Below are 17,777 nucleotides of genomic sequence, written 5' to 3' on the forward strand. Positions count from 1 at the left end.
ATCACCGTGTCGCGATCCTGAAAATCTTGGGGATCTTGGTCCAAAACCGTGGACAACTCATCAGTTGTGAATATCCCAGTCACCTAAACCAGTGACTTCCGGAGTGCAGCCTAGCGATTACGCACGGTAACCGTTCAGGCTGTTGGAGAGCAGGCGCCACCCAGGCCCGGATGAGGGGAGCAAGATCTCGTGAAGGGACCGAAAAAGCGTCCGGACATGCGACGACCCCCGCCGGGGGGGAGAGCGGGGGTCGTCCCCACGGCCGACTCGGGGGGGGAGGAGTCGGGCCGGGTTAGCACGGTCGCGAACGATCCGTGACTTCCATGGTGTACCCGAGAGCCTTCTCAGGCAAACCCACGCGCCTCAGCTTACGCCGAATGGTGGGCCCTATGCTCGGCGTCGTGGAAAACCACTCCTTGCCCCGGACAGCCGCCTTCTTTGACCTGGACAAGACGGTCATTGCGAAGTCAAGCACGCTCACCTTCAGCAAGTCGTTCTACCGGGGTGGGCTGATCAACCGTCGAGCCGTACTGCGTACTGCTTATGCCCAGTTCGTCTTCCTCGCCGGCCGCGCCGATCACGACCAGATGGAGCGGTTGCGCGAGTACCTCTCGGCACTCTGCCGCGGCTGGAATGTCGCGCAGGTGAAGGAGATCGTCGCGGAGACTCTGCACGATCTGATCGACCCCATCATCTATGACGAAGCGGCTTCGCTCATCGAGGAACACCACACCGCCGGACGCGATGTGGTGATTGTCAGTACCTCGGGAGCGGAGGTCGTGGAGCCGATCGGCGAGCTGCTGGGCGCGGACCGGGTGGTGGCCACCCGCATGGTCGTCGAGGACGGGGTCTTCACCGGGGAGGTCGAGTACTACGCCTACGGACCGACGAAGGCGGAGGCGATCGCCGAACTGGCCGAGTCCGAGGGATACGACTTGTCGCGCTGCTACGCCTACAGCGATTCGGGGACCGATCTGCCGATGCTGGAGTCGGTCGGCCATCCGCACGCGGTGAATCCGGACCGGACCCTGCGCCGCGAAGCGGTCGCCCGCGGCTGGCCGGTCCTCTCCTTCGACCGCCCGGTGCGGCTGAAGCAGCGGCTCCCCTCGCTGTCCATGCCGCCGCGGCCGGTGCTGGCCGCGGTCGCTGCGGTGGGCGCGGCCGCCGCCACCGCCGGTCTGGTCTGGTACGCCAGCCGACGACGCGCCCCTTATGACCGCAATTGGCCTCGTCGCAAAGATCTGCGCGGAGGGGTTCCACTTGGCTCCGCGCAGGAGTAGAAAGGAATCGACGGCCCGCGAGACCAGGGGTATCCGGGAGGATCTCCCCAGACGCACCAAGGCCCCACGGACCGAGCACGGATGCTGGGCACCCACGCGACGCCGACCCGTCGATTACGGGCCAGCCGCACCAGGTGACGGGCGAAGATCCCGGCCTGATGGGCGAATTTCTGTGCACGCACTGGTAACCCGGCGGACGTGCCAGCGGCGGCACCTTCACGGTGCCGCCGCAACTCTGTCCGGACCCGGAAACACCCGGAGCCGGACGACCTCAGGCCGCTCCCCGCTGCATCGCCTCGCATACGGCCGTGCTCTCCCGCACGCCCAGCTCAACCGACCGTCCGCAGTGCGCGATCCAGGCCGCCATGCCCTCGGGCGTCCCGGACACATAGCCCTCCAGCCCGGCCACACACGTCGCGGCACCCTGCTCCGCGTGACCCACCTCCGCCGGGCAGATGGACTTCGGGTCGAGCCCGCTGCCGACCAGCACGATCCGCTCGGCCGCGCGTGCCACCAGGCCGTTGTAGGAGGCGAAAGGCCGCAGCGCGAGCAGTTCGCCGTGCACCACCGCCGCCGTCACCAGCGCCGGGGCCTCGCTGCCCGCGAGCAGCAGCCGCGCCAGGCCGTCGAGTCGGGCCGCCACCTCGTCGGCGTCCGGCGGCTCCGGCCCGACCAGATGCTCCCGCACCGGTTCGCCCGCCAGCCGGGGCCGTCCGACTCGGTCGTCCTCGTCCGCCCCTCCGGCCGCGACCAGATGCAGCCGGGCCAGCACCCGCAGCGGCGACTGCCGCCAGACGCTCAGCAACTGACCGGCCTCGGCGGTCACCCGCAGCGCCGCACCCACCGTGTGCGGCTCCCCCTCGGCCCCGAAGTCGGTGCGGCGGCGGACCTCTTCGAGCGCCCAGTCGGCACCGGCCAGCGCAGCGGAGCCACGCGCTGCGCGCAGAGCCGCCTCCGACGTGACCTCATTGCTGCGGCGACGCATCACCCGGTGGCCGTAGACCCGGTCCACTGCCGTCCGTACGGCCTGCACGGAATCGGCCACACCGGGCAGCGCCGCCAGGGTGGCGAGCGGATCTGCTGACGTACTCATGAGTACGACCCTACGCACCCGTTGCCCGGCGCCCCTCGTTGGAGTGGTTTTCTTCACGTAAATCCCTCATGGGAGAGGATCACTCACCTACGCTTTCTGAACATGAAGATCGCTTTCGTAGGCAAGGGCGGCAGCGGCAAGACGACGCTGTCGTCGCTGTTCATCCGCCATCTCGCCGCCACCCGCGCCCCGGTCGTCGCGGTCGACGCCGACATCAATCAGCATCTGGGCGCGGCACTCGGGCTCGACGAGGCGGAGGCCGCGGCGCTGCCCGCCATGGGCGCCCATCTCCCCCTGATCAAGGACTACTTGCGCGGGACGAACCCCCGGATCACCTCCGCCGAGACCATGATCAAGACAACGCCGCCCGGCGAGGGTTCGCGGCTGCTGCGGATCAGCGAAAACAACCCCGTCTACGAGGCGTGCGCCCGGACCGTCCCGCTCGGCGACGGGGAGGTGCGACTGATGGCGACCGGGCCCTTCACCGAGTCCGATCTCGGCGTCGCCTGCTACCACTCCAAGGTCGGCGCGGTCGAGCTGTGCCTCAACCATCTGGTCGACGGGCGCGGGGAGTTCGTGGTCGTCGACATGACGGCGGGCAGCGACTCCTTCGCCTCCGGGCTCTTCACCCGCTTCGACATGACGTTCCTGGTCGCCGAGCCCACGCGGAAGGGCATCGCGGTCTACCGCCAGTACAAGGAGTACGCCCGCGACTTCGACGTGGCGCTGCACGTGGTCGGGAACAAGGTGCAGGGCCCGGACGACCTCGCCTTCCTGCGCGCCGAGGTGGGCGACGACCTGCTGGTCACCGTCGGCCACTCCGACTGGGTCCGGGCGATGGAGAAGGGCCGCGCGCCGCGCTTCGCGGAGTTGGAGGAGCTGAACCGCGAGGCGCTGCGCACGCTGCACGACGCGGTGGACGCCTCCTACGAGCGGCGGGACTGGCAGCGCTACACCCGCCAGATGGTGCACTTCCACCTGAAGAACGCGCAGAGTTGGGGGAACGCGAAGACGGGTGCCGACCTGGCGGCACAGGTCGATCCGGCCTTCGCCCTGGACGAGTCCGCCCCGGCCGGGCGGGCGGCGGCCGCTCCCGCACCCGCCTAATCGACCGCCCGGCGCGGTCATCTCACCTGACTATTCACCCCATAGGGGGAACAACAGCCCACCCCTCCTCAAAAGGCTTCCCGCTGACTTTACCTGGCATTACGATTCATTTACCAACGCTTGGGAGTCAGCACCGCAGTACGCCGTGACCCACGGCCGCGCCTTGCCCGCGACCGCGAAGCCCCGGAGGAGACGGGAATGTTGAAGCTCTTGGACCAGATCGCGCTTGCCTCAGGCGCCCCGCTGCGGGCCGGGCTGATGGCCGTCGCGCTCGCCGGGATCGCGATCGTCGTCTTCGTCTCGCTGCGCCGCTTCAACCGGCCGCAGCGGCCGGTCGCCGAGCCGGACGGTGTGCCCGCCTGCCGCCCGTGGACGCCCTGGCGCAACCACCACTGCACCCGTCCCGCCCCGGCGGCCGGGGACGGACACGGACGCGGACGCGGGGAGGGCGCGGGGCAGCTGCTGGGCGGGGTGAGCGCCTTCCAGCGCAACACCGCGCCGCTGGTGCGCGACGAGCTGGCGCGGCTCGCCCGGGAGGGGCAGCGGCCCACCCAGCTGTTTCTCACCTGCGCCGACTCCCGGCTGGTGACCAGCATGATCACCTCCAGCGGCCCCGGCGATCTGTTCACCGTACGCAATGTGGGCAATCTGGTGCCGCCTCCCGGCACGGATGCCGCCTGCGACTCGGTGGGCGCGGCCATCGAGTACGCGGTGGAGGTGCTGAGGGTCGACAGCATCACGGTGTGCGGGCACTCCGGATGCGGGGCGATGCAGGCGCTGCTCGGCTCGTCGTCCGCGCCGCCCGGGGCGCAGACGCCCCTGGCGCGCTGGCTGCGACACGGCAGGCCAGGGCTGGCGCGGATGGAGCGGATCGGGCGGCTGGGGCGTGGCGAGGTCGCACTGGCCGACCGGCCGGTGGCCGACGACGTGGAGCGGCTGGCGCTGATCAACGTGATGCAGCAATTGGAGCATCTGATGGCGCACGCTTGCGTCGCGCGACGGGTAGCGGAGGGAGGGCTGGTGCTGCACGGGATGTATTTCCATGTGGCGGAGGCTCAGGCGTACGTCCTGGAGCCCGGATCGGGCCGATTCCTGGCCGTCCGGCCGGACGACGGCACCCCGGTGGCCCTCTGTGCAGCCGGTCCGGCCGCCGCCCGGGAGCCCGGAAAGGGGGGATCTGCGGAAGCGCTGGAGGCGATCTGATTACAGGTCTAAACCAATTTACGGCGACAGCGCCTTGTCAGGGCCTGCCCGGGGCTGATGAGCTATGGCGGGGACACAACGGACACCCTGGGAATGGGAGATGTCGTGAGCAACGAAAGCCTGGCCAACCTTCTTCGCGAGGAGCGCCGCTTTACGCCGCCGGCCGACCTGGCCGCGGACGCCAACGTGACGGCCGAGGCGTACGAGCGCGCGAAGGCGGACCGCCTGGGCTTCTGGGCCGAGCAGGCCCGTCGGCTGACCTGGGCGACCGAGCCGACGGAGACGCTCGACTGGTCGAACCCGCCCTTCGCGAAGTGGTTCGCCGACGGCAAGCTCAACGTGGCGTACAACTGCGTCGACCGCCATGTCGAGAACGGGCTCGGCGACCGGGTTGCCCTCCACTTCGAGGGGGAGCCGGGCGACACCCGTTCGCTGACCTACGCCGAGCTTCAGCGGGAGGTCTCCCAGGCGGCGCACGCGCTGACCGAGCTGGGGGTCCGGACGGGCGACCGGGTCGCCATCTACCTGCCGATGATCACGGAGGCCGTGATCGCGATGCTGGCCTGCGCCCGCATCGGTGCACCGCACTCCGTGGTGTTCGGCGGCTTCTCGGCCGACGCCCTCGCCACCCGCATCCAGGACGCCGACGCCCGCGTGATCATCACCGCCGACGGCGGCTACCGCCGCGGCAAGCCGTCCGCGCTCAAGCCCGCCGTCGACGAGGCCCTGACCCGTCCCGGCACCGAGAACGTGCGCAGCGTGCTGGTCGTCCGCCGTACCGGCCAGGAGGTGGCCTGGACCGAGGGCCGCGACGTCTGGTGGCACGAGATCGTGGACCGCCAGCCGGAGCAGCACACGCCCGAGGCGTTCGACGCCGAGCACCCGCTGTTCATCCTCTACACCTCCGGCACCACCGGTAAGCCGAAGGGCATCCTGCACACCACCGGCGGCTACCTCACCCAGGTGTCGTACACCCACCACGCCGTCTTCGACCTCAAGCCGGAGTCGGACGTCTTCTGGTGCACGGCCGACGTCGGCTGGGTCACGGGCCACTCGTACATCGTCTACGGGCCGCTCTCCAACGGAGCGACCGAGGTGCTCTACGAGGGCACGCCGGACTCCCCGCACCAGGGCCGCTGGTGGGAGATCGTCCAGAAGTACGGGGTCACCATCCTGTACACCGCCCCGACCGCGATCCGCGCGTGCATGAAGTGGGGCGACGACATCCCGGCGAAGTTCGACCTGTCCTCGCTGCGCGTCCTCGGCTCGGTCGGCGAGCCGATCAACCCCGAGGCGTGGATCTGGTACCGCAAGAACATCGGCGCGGACACGACGCCCGTCGTCGACACCTGGTGGCAGACCGAGACCGGCGGCATCATGATCAGCCCGCTGCCGGGCGTCACCGCGACGAAGCCCGGTTCCGCCCAGCTGGCTCTGCCCGGCATCGCCGCGACCGTCGTCGACGACGAGGCGAACGAGGTGGCGAACGGTTCGGGCGGATATCTGGTGCTCACCGAGCCGTGGCCGTCGATGCTCCGCACCATCTGGGGCGACGACCAGCGCTACCTGGACACCTACTGGTCCCGCTTCGAGAACCGCTACTTCGCGGGCGACGGCGCCAAGAAGGACGACGACGGCGACATCTGGCTGCTCGGCCGGGTCGACGACGTGATGCTGGTGTCCGGCCACAACATCTCGACGACCGAGGTCGAGTCGTCGCTCGTCTCACACCCCAAGGTCGCCGAGGCCGCCGTCGTCGGTGCCACCGACCCGCAGACCACGCAGGCGATCTGTGCCTTCGTCATTCTGCGCGGCGGTGCGGCCGAGGACGAAGGTCTGGTCGAGGAGCTGCGGGCGCATGTCGCCAAGCAGCTCGGCCCGATCGCCAAGCCCAAGCGGATCCTGCCGGTGGCCGAGCTGCCCAAGACCCGCTCCGGCAAGATCATGCGTCGGCTGCTGCGCGATATCGCCGAGAACCGCGCGCTGGGTGACGTCACCACGCTCACCGACTCCTCCGTCATGGAGCTGATCCAGAGCAAGCTGCCGTCCGCGCCCAGCGAAGACTGAGCAGCGGAGCCGAAGCGACGGTCTGAGCAGCAGCCCGGGCAAGGGCCCTAGCAGCAGCTCGAGCCGAGGTCATGCGGCCGAGGGGCGCTCCCGCCACGCGGGAGCGCCCCTCGGCTGTTCCGGTTAAGGTGAGAACCTGACGCGTTAACGACGCGTCAAGATCACAAGGGCGCGCCGGGAAGTCTGGTCGGCACACGGCACACGTGTGTCCGCACCCGCCCGACGACCCAGGAGGCCCCGCCCGTGGCCGCGCCCACCAGCCGCAAGTTCCTCGGCCGCCTTTCGCTCCCCGAGCGGACGTTCATCACCGACGCGCTGCGCACCGAGACCGTCGGCGGCATGATCCTTCTCGTCGCCGCGATCGCTGCGCTGATTCTGGCGAACACCCCGCTCAGCGGCGTCTACGGCGACATCAAGGACTTCTCCTTCGGCCCCCGGGCGCTGCATCTGCATCTGTCCGTGGAGTCCTGGGCCACGGACGGCCTGCTCACCGTCTTCTTCTTCGTCGCCGGCATCGAGCTGAAGCGCGAGCTGGTCGCGGGCGAGCTGCGCGATCCGAAGGCCGCCGCGCTGCCCGTGATCGCCGCGCTGTGCGGCATGGCCGCCCCCGCGCTCGTCTACGTCGTCGTCAACGCGACCGGCGGCGGCAGCATGAAGGGCTGGGCCGTACCGACGGCCACCGACATCGCCTTCGCGCTCGCCGTCCTGGCCGTCATCGGCACCGCGCTGCCCGCCGCCCTGCGCGCGTTCCTGCTCACGCTCGCGGTCGTCGACGACCTCGGCGCGATCCTGATCATCGCGATCTTCTTCACCAAGGACATCAACTTCGTCGCCCTCGGCCTGTCCTTCGCCGGGCTCGCCCTCTTCCGGCTGCTGCACCACAAGGGCGTACGCGGTGCGTACATCTACCTCCCGCTCGCCCTGGTGATCTGGGCGCTGATGCACGCGAGTGGGGTGCATGCCACCGTCGCGGGCGTCGCGATGGGCCTGATGCTGCGCTGCACGGTACGCGAGGGCGAAGACCGTTCCCCCGCCGAGCGCATCGAGCACCGGATGCGCCCCCTGTCGGCCGGGCTCGCCGTGCCGGTGTTCGCCCTGTTCGCCGCCGGTGTCCCGATATCCGGCAACGCCGTCGCGGACGTCTTCACCCGCCCCGAGACGCTCGGCGTCGTCCTCGGCCTGGTGGTGGGCAAGGCCGTCGGGGTCTTCGGTGGTTCGTGGTGCGCCGCCCGGTTCACCAGGGCCGAGCTGAACGAGGACCTGGCGTGGGCGGACGTGTTCGCCGTCGCGACGCTCGCCGGCATTGGTTTCACCGTCTCGCTCCTCATCGGAGAACTGGCCTTCCCCGACGATCCGGCGCTCGCCGAGGAGGTGAAGTCGGCGGTCCTCATCGGCTCGCTGTGCGCAGCGCTGCTCGCGGGCATCCTCCTCAAGCTGCGCAACAACCGCTACCAGCGGCTGTATCAGGACGAGGAGCGGGACGAGGACATGGACGGCATTCCCGACGTCTATGAACGCGACACTCCGGAATACCACCTCCGCATGGCCGCGATCCATGAGGCGAAGGCAGCCGAGCACCGGCGGCTTGCCGAAGTGGCCGCCGGGGGCGGCTCCGACGACGATGGTCCGGCATGATCTGAGACGCCATGATCTGAGAGGCTTGAAAGCCGCGGAACAGCGCAGAAGACCTGCACGCGCGGAAGACACGCGAAGACGACCGGAAGACGTACAAGAGCAGAGGGAGATGGCGATGAGCGCAGCCGACGACGGCGGCAACCGCAGCCTCGGCCAGCTGGTGGCCACGGCGACCACCGAGCTGTCCGCGCTGATGCACGACGAGATCGCGCTGGCCAAGGCCGAGCTCCGGGTGGGTGCCAAGAAGGCCGCGTTCGGCAGCGGCGCCGGTGTGGCGGCCGGGGTGCTGATCCTCTTCTCGCTTCCGGTGCTGAGCTTCGCCCTCGCCTATGGACTGCGTTCCTGGACCGGCCTCGGCCTCGCCTGGTGCTTCCTGATCGTGGGCGGCATCTACTGGCTGATCGCCGGAATCCTGGGCCTGGTCGCGCTGGTGAAGTTCAAGAAGGTCAAGGCGCCGAAGCGGTCCATCGCCTCGTCCAAGGAGACGGCGGCCGTCCTCGGGAAAGTCAAGCCGCATCCGCGGGCCGCGGCGAACGGCGGCCGCCCCGTACGGGATGTGACACGCTCGTCGGCATGAGCGTCCCTGATATCTCCGCGTCGGTCGTTCGGCTGGACGGCCCCTGGACCCACCGGGACGTCGCTGCTCCACGGGTTTCCGCAGTTCTGGTGGACCTGGCGGCACCAGCTGACCGCGCTCGCCGACGCCGGCTACCGGGCGGTCGCGATGGACCTGCGCGGAGTGGGCGGCAGCGACCGTACGCCGCGGGGGTACGACCCGGCCAACCTCGCCCTCGACATCACCGGTGTGATCCGCTCGCTCGGTGAGCCGGACGCCGCCTTGGTCGGCCATGACCTGGGCGGATATCTGGCGTGGACGGCCGCGGTGATGCGGCCGAAGCTGCTGCGGCGGCTCGCGGTGACCTCCATGCCGCATCCGCGGCGCTGGCGCTCGGCGATGCTCGGGGACGTCAGGCAGAGCGCCGCGGGCTCCCACATCTGGGGCTTCCAGCGGCCGTGGCTGCCCGAACGCCAGCTGGTCGCGGACGACGCGGAGGCCGTGGGGCGGCTGATCCGGGAGTGGTCCGGGCCGCAGCTACCCGAGGACGCGGCGGTGGACGTCTACCGGCGGGCGATGGCCATCCCCTCGACCGCGCACTGCTCGATCGAGCCGTACCGCTGGATGGTGCGGTCGCTGGCGCGGCCGGACGGTATCCAGTTCAACCGCCGGATGAAGCGGCCGGTACGGGTGCCGACCCTGCACCTGCACGGGTCACTCGACCCGGTGATGCGGACCCGCAGCGCGGCGGGGTCGGGGCAGTACGTGGAGGCGCCGTACCGCTGGCGGCTCTTCGACGGCCTCGGCCACTTTCCGCACGAGGAGGATCCGCACGCCTTCTCCACGGAGCTGATCAACTGGCTCAAGGACCCGGAACCGGACCGCTGAGCCGACGCCGGACCGGGCGCCGGGCCGAGCCCCGATACGGCCGCGAAACGGCCGCTGGGCCAGCCTCGTGCGAACAGGTGTTTCTCGAACAGCCACTTGCCTGGCGCATAGGCCAATTGCCGCAGCCACCGGCGATTACCGACCTTGGGCCACGGGCAAAGTCCGGAGTATGGGCTGGACGCACGACTACCGTGACGCACCAAGCGGCCGCGGCCCCGAAGCCGCCGCTGCTGCCAATGCCGCACTGAGCGTTTCCGAGCGGAGCGGCTCCGGGCCTACCCAAGGCCATGACCCCAATATCGTCGGGATTCCCCGCATCATCCGGCGCCGTGCCCGCTGGGTCTCGGCGCGGCTGCGCCATCCACGCAGCCGGTAGGCAACACCTACCGGCTCGCGTCTCCATCACCCAGGAGCACCGGACCGCCCGACACACCGGGATCACCGGGCACTCCTGGAACACCGGGAACGTGGGGCTATAGGGCGGGGCTATAGGGCACATCCCTGGCTGTCCACCGGCTGATCGGCCGTACGCCCCTTCTCGGCATCCTTGCGCACCTCGTCCGCCGTCAGCGCGTACCCCGTGTCCGCGTCGTCGAGCGACTTGGCGAAGACCACGCCGTACACCCTGCCCTGCGGGGTGAGCAGCGGGCCGCCGGAGTTGCCCTGGCGCACGGTCGCGTACAGCGAGTAGACGTCGCGCTGCACGGTGCCACGGTGGTAGATGTCCGGGCCGTTGGCCGTGATGCGGCCGCGGACGCGGGCCGCGCGCACGTCGAACGCGCCGTTCTCCGGGAACCCGGCCACGATCGCGTCGTCGCCGCTGTTCGCGTCGCCCTGTGTGAACTTGAGCGCGGGGGCTTGCAGCGAGGGCACATCGAGGACCGCGATGTCGCGCTTCCAGTCGTAGAGCACGACCTTCGCGTCATACAGCCGACCCTCGCCGCCTATCTGCACCGTCGGGTCGTCGACGCCGCCGACCACGTGGGCGTTGGTCATGACCCGGTTCTGTGCGAAGACGAAGCCGGTGCCCTCCAGGACCTTGCCGCAGCTCGGGGCGGTGCCGACGACCTTCACGATGCTCTTCTGGGCCTGGCTGGCCACCGGGGACTGCGCGAGCGCCGGGTCGGGCTGCGGCACCGAGGTGATCGGCTCGTTCGAGAACGGCGAGAAGACCTGCGGGAAGCCGCCCTGCGCGAGCACGGTGGAGAAGTCGGAGAACCAGGTGTTGGCCTGCTCCGGGACCACGCGCGAGACCCCGAACATCACCTTGGATTCGCGGACCTCTTTGCTCACGGTGGGGAGCGAGGTCCCGGCCACGAGGGAGCCGAGAAGCCAGGCGACCATCAGCATCGCCAGGACGTTCACCAGCGCGCCGCCGGTCGCGTCCAGGGCGCGCGCGGGTGACCAGGTGATGTACCGGCGCAGCTTGTTTCCCAGGTGGGTCGTGGCCGCCTGGCCGACCGACGCGCACACGATCACCAGCACGATCGCCACGATGGCGCCGAAGGTGCCGGGCGACGCCCGATCGGTGGTGCCGTCCCAGATGACCGGCAGCAGATAGACCGCGACCAGGCCACCGCCGATGAATCCGATCACCGACAGCACGCCGACGACGAAGCCCTGGCGATAGCCGATGATCGCGAACCATACGGCGGCGAGCAGCAGCAGGATGTCCAGCACATTCACCGGGACACCGTCTCACGCGCGCCAGTCGAGTGGGACGTGCTTCGCCCGGTCCCATGGTCGTTCCCAGCCGGAGTAGTGCAGTATGCGATCGATCACTCCCGCTGTGAAACCCCAGACCAGAGCGCCTCCGACCAGGAAGGCCGGGCCCTGGTGACCGCTGGGGTGAACGGTCGTCGCCCGGTTCGCCGGATCCGTGAGATCCGCCACGGGAACCGTGAAGACCCGGGCCGTCTCGGCGGGGTCCACCGGCCCGACCGGGCTCGGCCGCCGCCACCAGCCCAGGACGGGCGTCACGACGAAGCCGCTCACCGGGATGTACAGGCGCGGCAGGACGGCGAAGACCTGGACACCCGCGGGGTCCAGCCCCGTCTCCTCCTCGGCCTCGCGCAGCGCCGCATGCAGCGGACCGGCCCCGTCCGGATCACCGTCCTCGGGGTCGAGCGCGCCGCCGGGGAAGGACGGCTGGCCCGCGTGCGAGCGCAGCGAGCCCGACCGCTCCATCAGCAGCAGCTCGGGGCCGCCGGGGCCCTCCCCGAAGAGCACCAGCACGGCGGAGGGGCGGCCGCCGCCGTGCGGCGGCGGCAGGAACCGGCTCAGCTGGTGCGGCTCGATCGTCTCGGCCGCCCGTGCCACGGGGAGCAGCCACTCGGGCAGCCCCTGTGAGCTGACCCCCACGCCTCCGCCGTACGTGCTCGTCATCCGGCGGCTCCCAGCGGGGCGGCAGGGCTCCCCGGGTAGTCGGCGGGTGGGCGCAGCCGCTGCCCCGGCTGGCCGCCCATCTCGTACTTCAGCAGCTTCTTCGCCTTGTCCGGATCGGTCTCGCCCTCCCCGTACGCCGGGCAGAGCGGGGCGATCGGGCAGGCGCCGCAGGCGGGCTTGCGGGCGTGGCACACGCGGCGGCCGTGGAAGATGATGCGGTGCGAGAGCATCGTCCACTCGCTCTTCGGGAAGAGCGCGGCGATCTCCGCCTCGACCTTCTCCGGGTCCTCCTGATCCGTCCACTTCCAGCGCCGCACCAGACGCCCGAAGTGGGTGTCCACGGTGAGCCCGGGCACCCCGAACGCGTTACCGAGGACCACATTGGCCGTCTTGCGGCCGACGCCGGGCAGCGTGACCAGGTCCTTCAGGCGCCCCGGCACCTCGCCGTCGAAGCGGTCGCGCAGCGCGGCGGAGAGGCCCAGCAGGGACTTGGCCTTGGCACGGAAGAAGCCGGTGGGCCTGATCAGCTGCTCCAGCGCCTCGGGGTCGGCGGCCGCCATGTCCTCGGGGGTCGGGTAGGCGGCGAAGAGCGCGGGGGTGGTCTGGTTGACCCGCAGGTCGGTGGTCTGGGCGGACAGGACCGTGGCGACCAGCAGCTGGAACGGGTTCTCGAAATCCAGCTCGGGGTGGGCATACGGGTAGACATCGGCCAGCTCGCGGTTGATGCGCCGGGCGCGGCGGACGAGCGCGAGCTGGGATTCCGGCCGGGAGGGCTTCGCGGTCTTGGCCGACTTCGCGGTCTTCGCGGTCTTGGCGGTCTTCGCTGGCTGAGCAGATTTGGGTGCCTTCGCCGCTTTCGTCGGCTCGGCACGCACTTGTTCGCCCACAGCAGAATTACGAGATGCGGTCACCCGTTCGGCCCCCTTGCCCCGTGCTCTCACCGGCGTATTGGACACCCGGCCAGCCTAAGCCCCGCCACCGACATCCGGCCGGGCCACCGACGAGACCGCGCCCAATCGGACCCCTGCCGCACGGTCCGGCAGGCCAGTGCGTCAAACTTGTGATTGATCGCACTGTTTTACCGTCCGGCATCATGGGGACGACGGTCCCCTGTGCATGTCGACAAGGAGAGACTCGTGGACGACGTTCTGCGGCGCGCCCCGCTCTTCGCGGCGCTCGATGACGAGCAGGCCGCTGAGCTGCGCGCCTCCATGGGAGAGGCAACCCTCGCGCGGGGTGACGCCCTCTTCCACGAAGGGGACCCGGGCGACCGCCTGTACGTGGTCACCGAGGGCAAGGTGAAGCTCCACCGCACCTCTCCCGACGGCCGCGAGAACATGCTGGCCGTACTCGGCCCGGGCGAGCTGATCGGCGAGCTCTCGCTCTTCGACCCCGGCCCGCGCACCGCCACCGCCAGCGCCCTCACCGAGGTCAAGCTGCTCGGCCTCGGCCACGGCGACCTCCAGCCGTGGCTCAACGCCCGCCCCGAGGTCGCCTCCGCGCTGCTGCGCGCCGTGGCCCGGCGCCTGCGCAAGACCAACGACCAGATGTCCGACCTCGTCTTCTCCGACGTGCCCGGCCGGGTCGCCCGGGCCCTGCTCGACCTGTCGCGCCGCTTCGGCGTGCAGTCGGAGGAGGGCATCCACGTCGTCCACGACCTGACCCAGGAGGAGCTGGCCCAGCTGGTCGGCGCCTCCCGCGAGACCGTCAACAAGGCGCTCGCCGACTTCGCGGGCCGCGGCTGGCTGCGGCTGGAGGCGCGCGCCGTGATCCTGCTGGACGTCGAGCGGCTGGCCAAGCGCTCCCGCTGACGCAAGACGCCGCAAGGGCCCCTGCCGGAATCCCGGCCGGGGCCCTTCGCCGTTTCCCGGGCCAGCCCGCGCTCGGATCGGTCCGCGCCTTCGGATCAGCCCGGTCTCAGATCAGCCCGTGCTCGCCCAGATAGTCCAGCTGAGCCCGCACCGACAGCTCCGCCGCCGGCCACAGCGACCGGTCCACGTCCGCGTACACGTGCGCCACGACCTCCGAGGGCGTGCGGTGGCCGCTCTCGACCGCCGTCTCGACCTGCGCGAGGCGGTTGGCGCGGTGCGCCAGGTAGTACTCCACCGCGCCCTGCGCGTCGTTCAGCACCGGGCCGTGGCCCGGCAGCACCGTACCCACCCCGTCGTCCACGGTGAGCGACCGCAGCCGCCGCAGGGAGTCCAGGTAGTCGCCGAGCCGCCCGTCCGGATGCGCGACGACCGTCGTACCGCGCCCGAGCACCGTGTCGCCCGTCAGGACGGCGGCGTCGGCGGGGAGGTGGAAGGACAGCGAGTCGGCGGTGTGGCCGGGCGTGGGCACCACCCGCAGCTCCAGACCGCCGGTGGTTATGACGTCCCCCTGCTCCAGCCCCTCGTCGCCCAGCCGCAGCTCCGGGTCCAGCGCCCGGACCCGCGTCCGGGTCAGCTCGGCGAAACGGACGGCGCCCTCCGCGTGGTCGGGGTGGCCGTGGGTCAGCAGCGTCAGCGCGATCCGCTTCCCGGCCCGCTCCGCCGTCGCGATCACGTTCCGGAGGTGGCCGTCGTCCAGTGGGCCGGGGTCGATGACGACGGCGAGATCGGAGTCCGGTTCGGCGACGATCCAGGTGTTGGTGCCGTCCAGCGTCATGGGCGACGGATTCGGCGCGAGGACGCACACGGCGCGGTCGGTCGCCGGGCCGCCGACCGCGCCCCCGCGCGGCTGCCCGGGCAGGGAGGCTGCGTACGTCATGCTTCGGACTCCCCCGCGGTACCCGGGATGTGCTTGGTGAACTCGTCGTGGCCCGGCCAGCTCAGCACCAGTTCGTCGCCCTCCAGCCGGGCCTGTGCGAGCACGGGGGTCAGGTCCTGGTCCACGGCGGCCACCAGCGCGTCGTGGACCGTGCCGTACGGCCGCAGCTGCCGCAGCGTCGCGATGGTCGGCGGCATCATCAGCAGCTCGCCCCGGTCGTAGCCGTCGGCCGCGTCCCCGGGGCGGATCCAGACCGTACGGTCCGCCTCCGTGGAGGCGTTGCGCGTACGCTGCCCCCGCGGCAGCGCAGCCACAAAGAACCAGGTGTCGTAGCGGCGCGGTTCGAACTCCGGCGTGATCCAGCGGGCCCAGCCGCCCAGCAGGTCCGAACGGAGCACCAGCCCGCGCCGGTCGAGGAATTCGGCGAACGACAGATCCCGGGCGACCAGCGACAGCCGGTCCGCCTCCCAGTCGTCGCCCGTGGTGTCCGCTACGACCGTGTGCGGGGTCGGGCCCGCGAGGAGCACGCCGGCCTCCTCGAAGGTCTCCCGGACCGCCGCGCACACGATGGCCTGCGCCTGCGTCGCGTCGCTCTCGTCGAGGCCCAGCCGCCGCGCCCACTGGGCGCGCGAGGGCCCGGCCCAGGCGACCATCCGCTCGTCGCGCGGGTCCACCGAGCCACCCGGATAGGCGTACGCGCCTCCGGCGAAGGCCATGGAGGCGCGTCTGCGCAGCATGTACACGGCGGGCCCGGCCGCATCGCCGCCGCGGTCGCCGTCGCCCTCGCCGTTCGTTCCGAACCGTTCCCCGTTCGCCCCGTGCTCCCCGTCCTGCCCGCCCGGCGCACCGTCCGGTCCGTCCCGCAGCAGCAGCACGGTGGCGGCCCGGCGCGGCGTCACCGGCGTCAGCTCACCGGCCGACAACAACCGGATGCGCTCTGGCCACTCGGGTGGATACCACTGGCCATTCGTAGTGGACATGGCCGGATGCTATGCGTTTGCGGGCGGATGTTCGAGGGGCCCCGGCCGGGGCCCGGACCCCACCAAGGGCCCTGACCAGGGACTAGTCCGCGACCTCGACCTGGATCTCCACCTCGACCGGCGCGTCCAGCGGCAGCACCGCCACGCCGACCGCGCTGCGCGCGTGCACGCCCGCGTCGCCCAGCGCCTCGCCCAGCAGCTCGCTCGCGCCGTTGACGACGCCCGGCTGCCCGGTGAAGTCCTGGGCCGAGGCGACGAAGCCGACGACCTTCACCACCCGCACGACCTTGTCGAGGTCGCCGACCACCGACTTCACGGCGGCCAGCGCGTTCAGCGCACAGGTGCGCGCCAGCTCCTTGGCCTCCTCCGGCGTCACCTCCGCGCCGACCTTGCCGGTCACGCCCAGCTTCCCGTCGACCAGCGGCAGCTGGCCCGCGGTGTAGACGTACGGCCCGGTGCGAACCGCCGGAACGTAACTGGCGAGCGGCGCCGCGACCTCGGGCAGGCTCAGGCCGAGCCCGGCGAGCTTCTCCTCGACGGCTGTCACGCCTTCTCCCGCTTCAGGTAGGCCACCAGCTGCTCGGGGTTGTTCGGCCCGGGCACGACCTGGACGAGCTCCCAGCCGTCCTCGCCCCAGGTGTCCAGAATCTGCTTCGTGGCGTGTACGAGCAGCGGCACGGTCGCGTATTCCCACTTCGTCATGCAGCCGACTGTAATGCCTCACTCCCGGGGCCTGGTGCGTAGCCCGTGGGGGGACTGGTTAGGCTCCCCAGTGTGAGCAGGCTCCATGTCGTCAGTGGCAAGGGCGGAACCGGCAAGACCACGGTCGCCGCCGCACTCGCGCTGGCCCTCGCGGCCGATGGCAGGCGCACACTGCTGGTCGAGGTCGAAGGCCGCCAGGGCATCGCGCAGCTCTTCGAAACGGAACCGCTGCCCTATGAAGAACGCAAGATCGCGACCGCGCCGGGCGGCGGGGAAGTCCACGCCCTCGCGATCGATCCGGAGTTCGCGCTCCTGGACTACCTCCACATGTTCTACAAGCTCGGTTCGGCGGGGCGCGCCCTGAAGAAGCTCGGCGCGATCGACTTCGCGACCACGATCGCGCCCGGGCTGCGGGACGTCCTGCTGACCGGCAAGGCGTGCGAGGCGGTGCGCCGCAAGGGCAAGGACGGCCGCTTCGCCTACGACTCCGTGATCATGGACGCCCCGCCGACCGGCCGGATCACCCGCTTCCTGAACGTCAACCACGAGGTGGCGGGGCTGGCCCGGACCGGCCCGATACACAACCAGGCCCAGGCCGTGATGCGCGTCCTGAAGTCGCCCCAGACGGCCGTCCACATGGTGACGTTGCTGGAGGAGATGCCGGTCCAGGAGACCGCGGACGGCATCGCGGAGCTGCGCTCGGACGATCTTCCGACGGGCGCGGTCATCGTCAACATGGTGCGGCCCGCGATCCTCGACCACGAGGCCGTCGACGCCGCCGCCAACGGCCGCCGCACGGCCGTCGCCAAGGCGCTCTCGCAGGCCGGGCTGGGCGGCGCGCGCCGCGGCGGCCTCGCCGAGCGGCTGGTCGACCCGCTGCTGGAGCAGGCGCGCGAGCACGCGGAGCGCGTCGCCCTGGAGCGGGCGCAGCGGTCCGAGCTGGCCGGTCTTGACCTGCCGCTGCACGAGCTGGAGCTGCTGACGGACGGCGTCGACCTGGCCGGGCTGTACCGGCTGGCGGCGGATCTGCGCAAGCAGTGGCCGTCGTGACGGGCACGGCGCGCGTCCCCGGCGGCGCGCCCCGTACGGGCGGCACCAACGGCACGAACAGCACGAGCCGCACACGCCGCAGG

General features: G+C 70.9%; 16 protein-coding genes and 2 pseudogenes. 10 read left to right on the forward strand and 8 right to left on the reverse strand.

The annotated features are described in order from the left end of the window. The first annotated feature begins 389 nt into the window (after window positions 1–389). Window positions 390–1,280 (forward strand): HAD family phosphatase, encoded by an 891-nt coding sequence (locus HYQ63_RS20490; RefSeq protein ID WP_257231982.1) that lies wholly within the window; start codon window positions 390–392, stop codon window positions 1,278–1,280. Between the two features lie 271 nt (window positions 1,281–1,551). Here HYQ63_RS20490 and HYQ63_RS20495 read toward each other — a convergent pair whose 3' ends face one another. Next, window positions 1,552–2,373 (reverse strand): oxidoreductase, encoded by an 822-nt coding sequence (locus HYQ63_RS20495; protein ID WP_179935266.1) that lies wholly within the window; start codon window positions 2,371–2,373, stop codon window positions 1,552–1,554. Between the two features lie 102 nt (window positions 2,374–2,475). On the opposite strand from HYQ63_RS20495, the gene HYQ63_RS20500 reads away from it, so the two are divergent. From HYQ63_RS20500 to HYQ63_RS44815, 7 genes and pseudogenes are all read left to right on the forward strand, one after another. Beyond that, entirely contained in the window at window positions 2,476–3,480 is a 1,005-nt protein-coding gene (locus HYQ63_RS20500; protein WP_179935267.1) for an ATP-binding protein, read from the forward strand. A 318-nt stretch (window positions 3,481–3,798) separates the two neighbouring features. After that, window positions 3,799–4,683, forward strand: a pseudogene (locus HYQ63_RS20505) (carbonic anhydrase); the annotation flags it as partial. Between the two features lie 105 nt (window positions 4,684–4,788). Then, on the forward strand, window positions 4,789–6,750 hold the full coding sequence (acs, locus tag HYQ63_RS20510) for an acetate--CoA ligase (RefSeq protein ID WP_179935269.1): 1,962 nt from the start codon (window positions 4,789–4,791) through the stop codon (window positions 6,748–6,750). Window positions 6,751–6,993: 243 nt separating this feature from the next. Then, entirely contained in the window at window positions 6,994–8,385 is a 1,392-nt protein-coding gene (gene nhaA, locus HYQ63_RS20515; RefSeq protein ID WP_179935270.1) for a Na+/H+ antiporter NhaA, read from the forward strand. 115 nt (window positions 8,386–8,500) lie between these two features. Then, the gene (locus tag HYQ63_RS20520) at window positions 8,501–8,962 is read left to right on the forward strand and encodes a phage holin family protein (protein WP_179935271.1); all 462 of its coding nucleotides are present in this window, start codon (window positions 8,501–8,503) and stop codon (window positions 8,960–8,962) included. After that, window positions 8,959–9,829 (forward strand): annotated as a pseudogene (locus HYQ63_RS20525) (alpha/beta fold hydrolase). Before HYQ63_RS20520 ends, HYQ63_RS20525 begins: the two are co-directional and overlap by 4 nt. Window positions 9,830–9,998: 169 nt before the next feature. Continuing rightward, entirely contained in the window at window positions 9,999–10,205 is a 207-nt protein-coding gene (locus HYQ63_RS44815) for a hypothetical protein (protein ID WP_257231983.1), read from the forward strand. Between the two features lie 110 nt (window positions 10,206–10,315). On the opposite strand, the gene HYQ63_RS20530 is transcribed toward HYQ63_RS44815, so the two are convergent. Genes HYQ63_RS20530 through nth form a run of 3 tightly spaced genes read right to left on the reverse strand, consistent with a single transcriptional unit; the run spans window position 10,316 to window position 13,101 of the window. After that, window positions 10,316–11,515, reverse strand: coding sequence for a MarP family serine protease (locus HYQ63_RS20530; RefSeq protein ID WP_179935272.1), 1,200 nt, complete (start codon window positions 11,513–11,515; stop codon window positions 10,316–10,318). Between the two features lie 12 nt (window positions 11,516–11,527). Beyond that, window positions 11,528–12,214, reverse strand: coding sequence for a CoA pyrophosphatase (locus HYQ63_RS20535; protein ID WP_179935273.1), 687 nt, complete (start codon window positions 12,212–12,214; stop codon window positions 11,528–11,530). Continuing rightward, window positions 12,211–13,101: an endonuclease III gene (nth, locus tag HYQ63_RS20540; RefSeq protein ID WP_257231984.1), complete on the reverse strand. Its 891-nt coding sequence runs from the start codon at window positions 13,099–13,101 to the stop codon at window positions 12,211–12,213. The genes HYQ63_RS20535 and nth overlap by 4 nt, the downstream gene beginning before the upstream one ends. Window positions 13,102–13,350: 249 nt before the next feature. Between nth and HYQ63_RS20545 the strand changes: the two genes are divergently transcribed. Further along, the gene (locus tag HYQ63_RS20545; protein ID WP_009716739.1) at window positions 13,351–14,025 is read left to right on the forward strand and encodes a Crp/Fnr family transcriptional regulator; all 675 of its coding nucleotides are present in this window, start codon (window positions 13,351–13,353) and stop codon (window positions 14,023–14,025) included. 106 nt (window positions 14,026–14,131) lie between these two features. On the opposite strand, the gene HYQ63_RS20550 is transcribed toward HYQ63_RS20545, so the two are convergent. From HYQ63_RS20550 to HYQ63_RS20565, 4 genes are all read right to left on the reverse strand, one after another. Then, window positions 14,132–14,962: an MBL fold metallo-hydrolase gene (locus HYQ63_RS20550; protein ID WP_179935275.1), complete on the reverse strand. Its 831-nt coding sequence runs from the start codon at window positions 14,960–14,962 to the stop codon at window positions 14,132–14,134. Continuing rightward, window positions 14,959–15,942 (reverse strand): NUDIX hydrolase, encoded by a 984-nt coding sequence (locus HYQ63_RS20555; protein WP_179935276.1) that lies wholly within the window; start codon window positions 15,940–15,942, stop codon window positions 14,959–14,961. Before HYQ63_RS20555 ends, HYQ63_RS20550 begins: the two co-directional genes overlap by 4 nt. 82 nt (window positions 15,943–16,024) lie before the next feature. Next, window positions 16,025–16,489, reverse strand: a complete 465-nt coding sequence (locus HYQ63_RS20560) for a RidA family protein (protein WP_179935277.1) — start codon at window positions 16,487–16,489, stop codon at window positions 16,025–16,027. Beyond that, entirely contained in the window at window positions 16,486–16,644 is a 159-nt protein-coding gene (locus HYQ63_RS20565) for a DUF4177 domain-containing protein (RefSeq protein ID WP_003967454.1), read from the reverse strand. The genes HYQ63_RS20560 and HYQ63_RS20565 overlap by 4 nt, the downstream gene beginning before the upstream one ends. Before the next feature lie 72 nt (window positions 16,645–16,716). Between HYQ63_RS20565 and HYQ63_RS20570 the strand changes: the two genes are divergently transcribed. Beyond that, on the forward strand, window positions 16,717–17,694 hold the full coding sequence (locus HYQ63_RS20570; RefSeq protein ID WP_179935278.1) for an ArsA-related P-loop ATPase: 978 nt from the start codon (window positions 16,717–16,719) through the stop codon (window positions 17,692–17,694). Window positions 17,695–17,777 lie beyond the last annotated feature (83 nt).

The sequence above is a fragment of the Streptomyces sp. Rer75 genome, from assembly GCF_013414305.1.
Classification (GTDB): domain Bacteria; phylum Actinomycetota; class Actinomycetes; order Streptomycetales; family Streptomycetaceae; genus Streptomyces; species Streptomyces himastatinicus.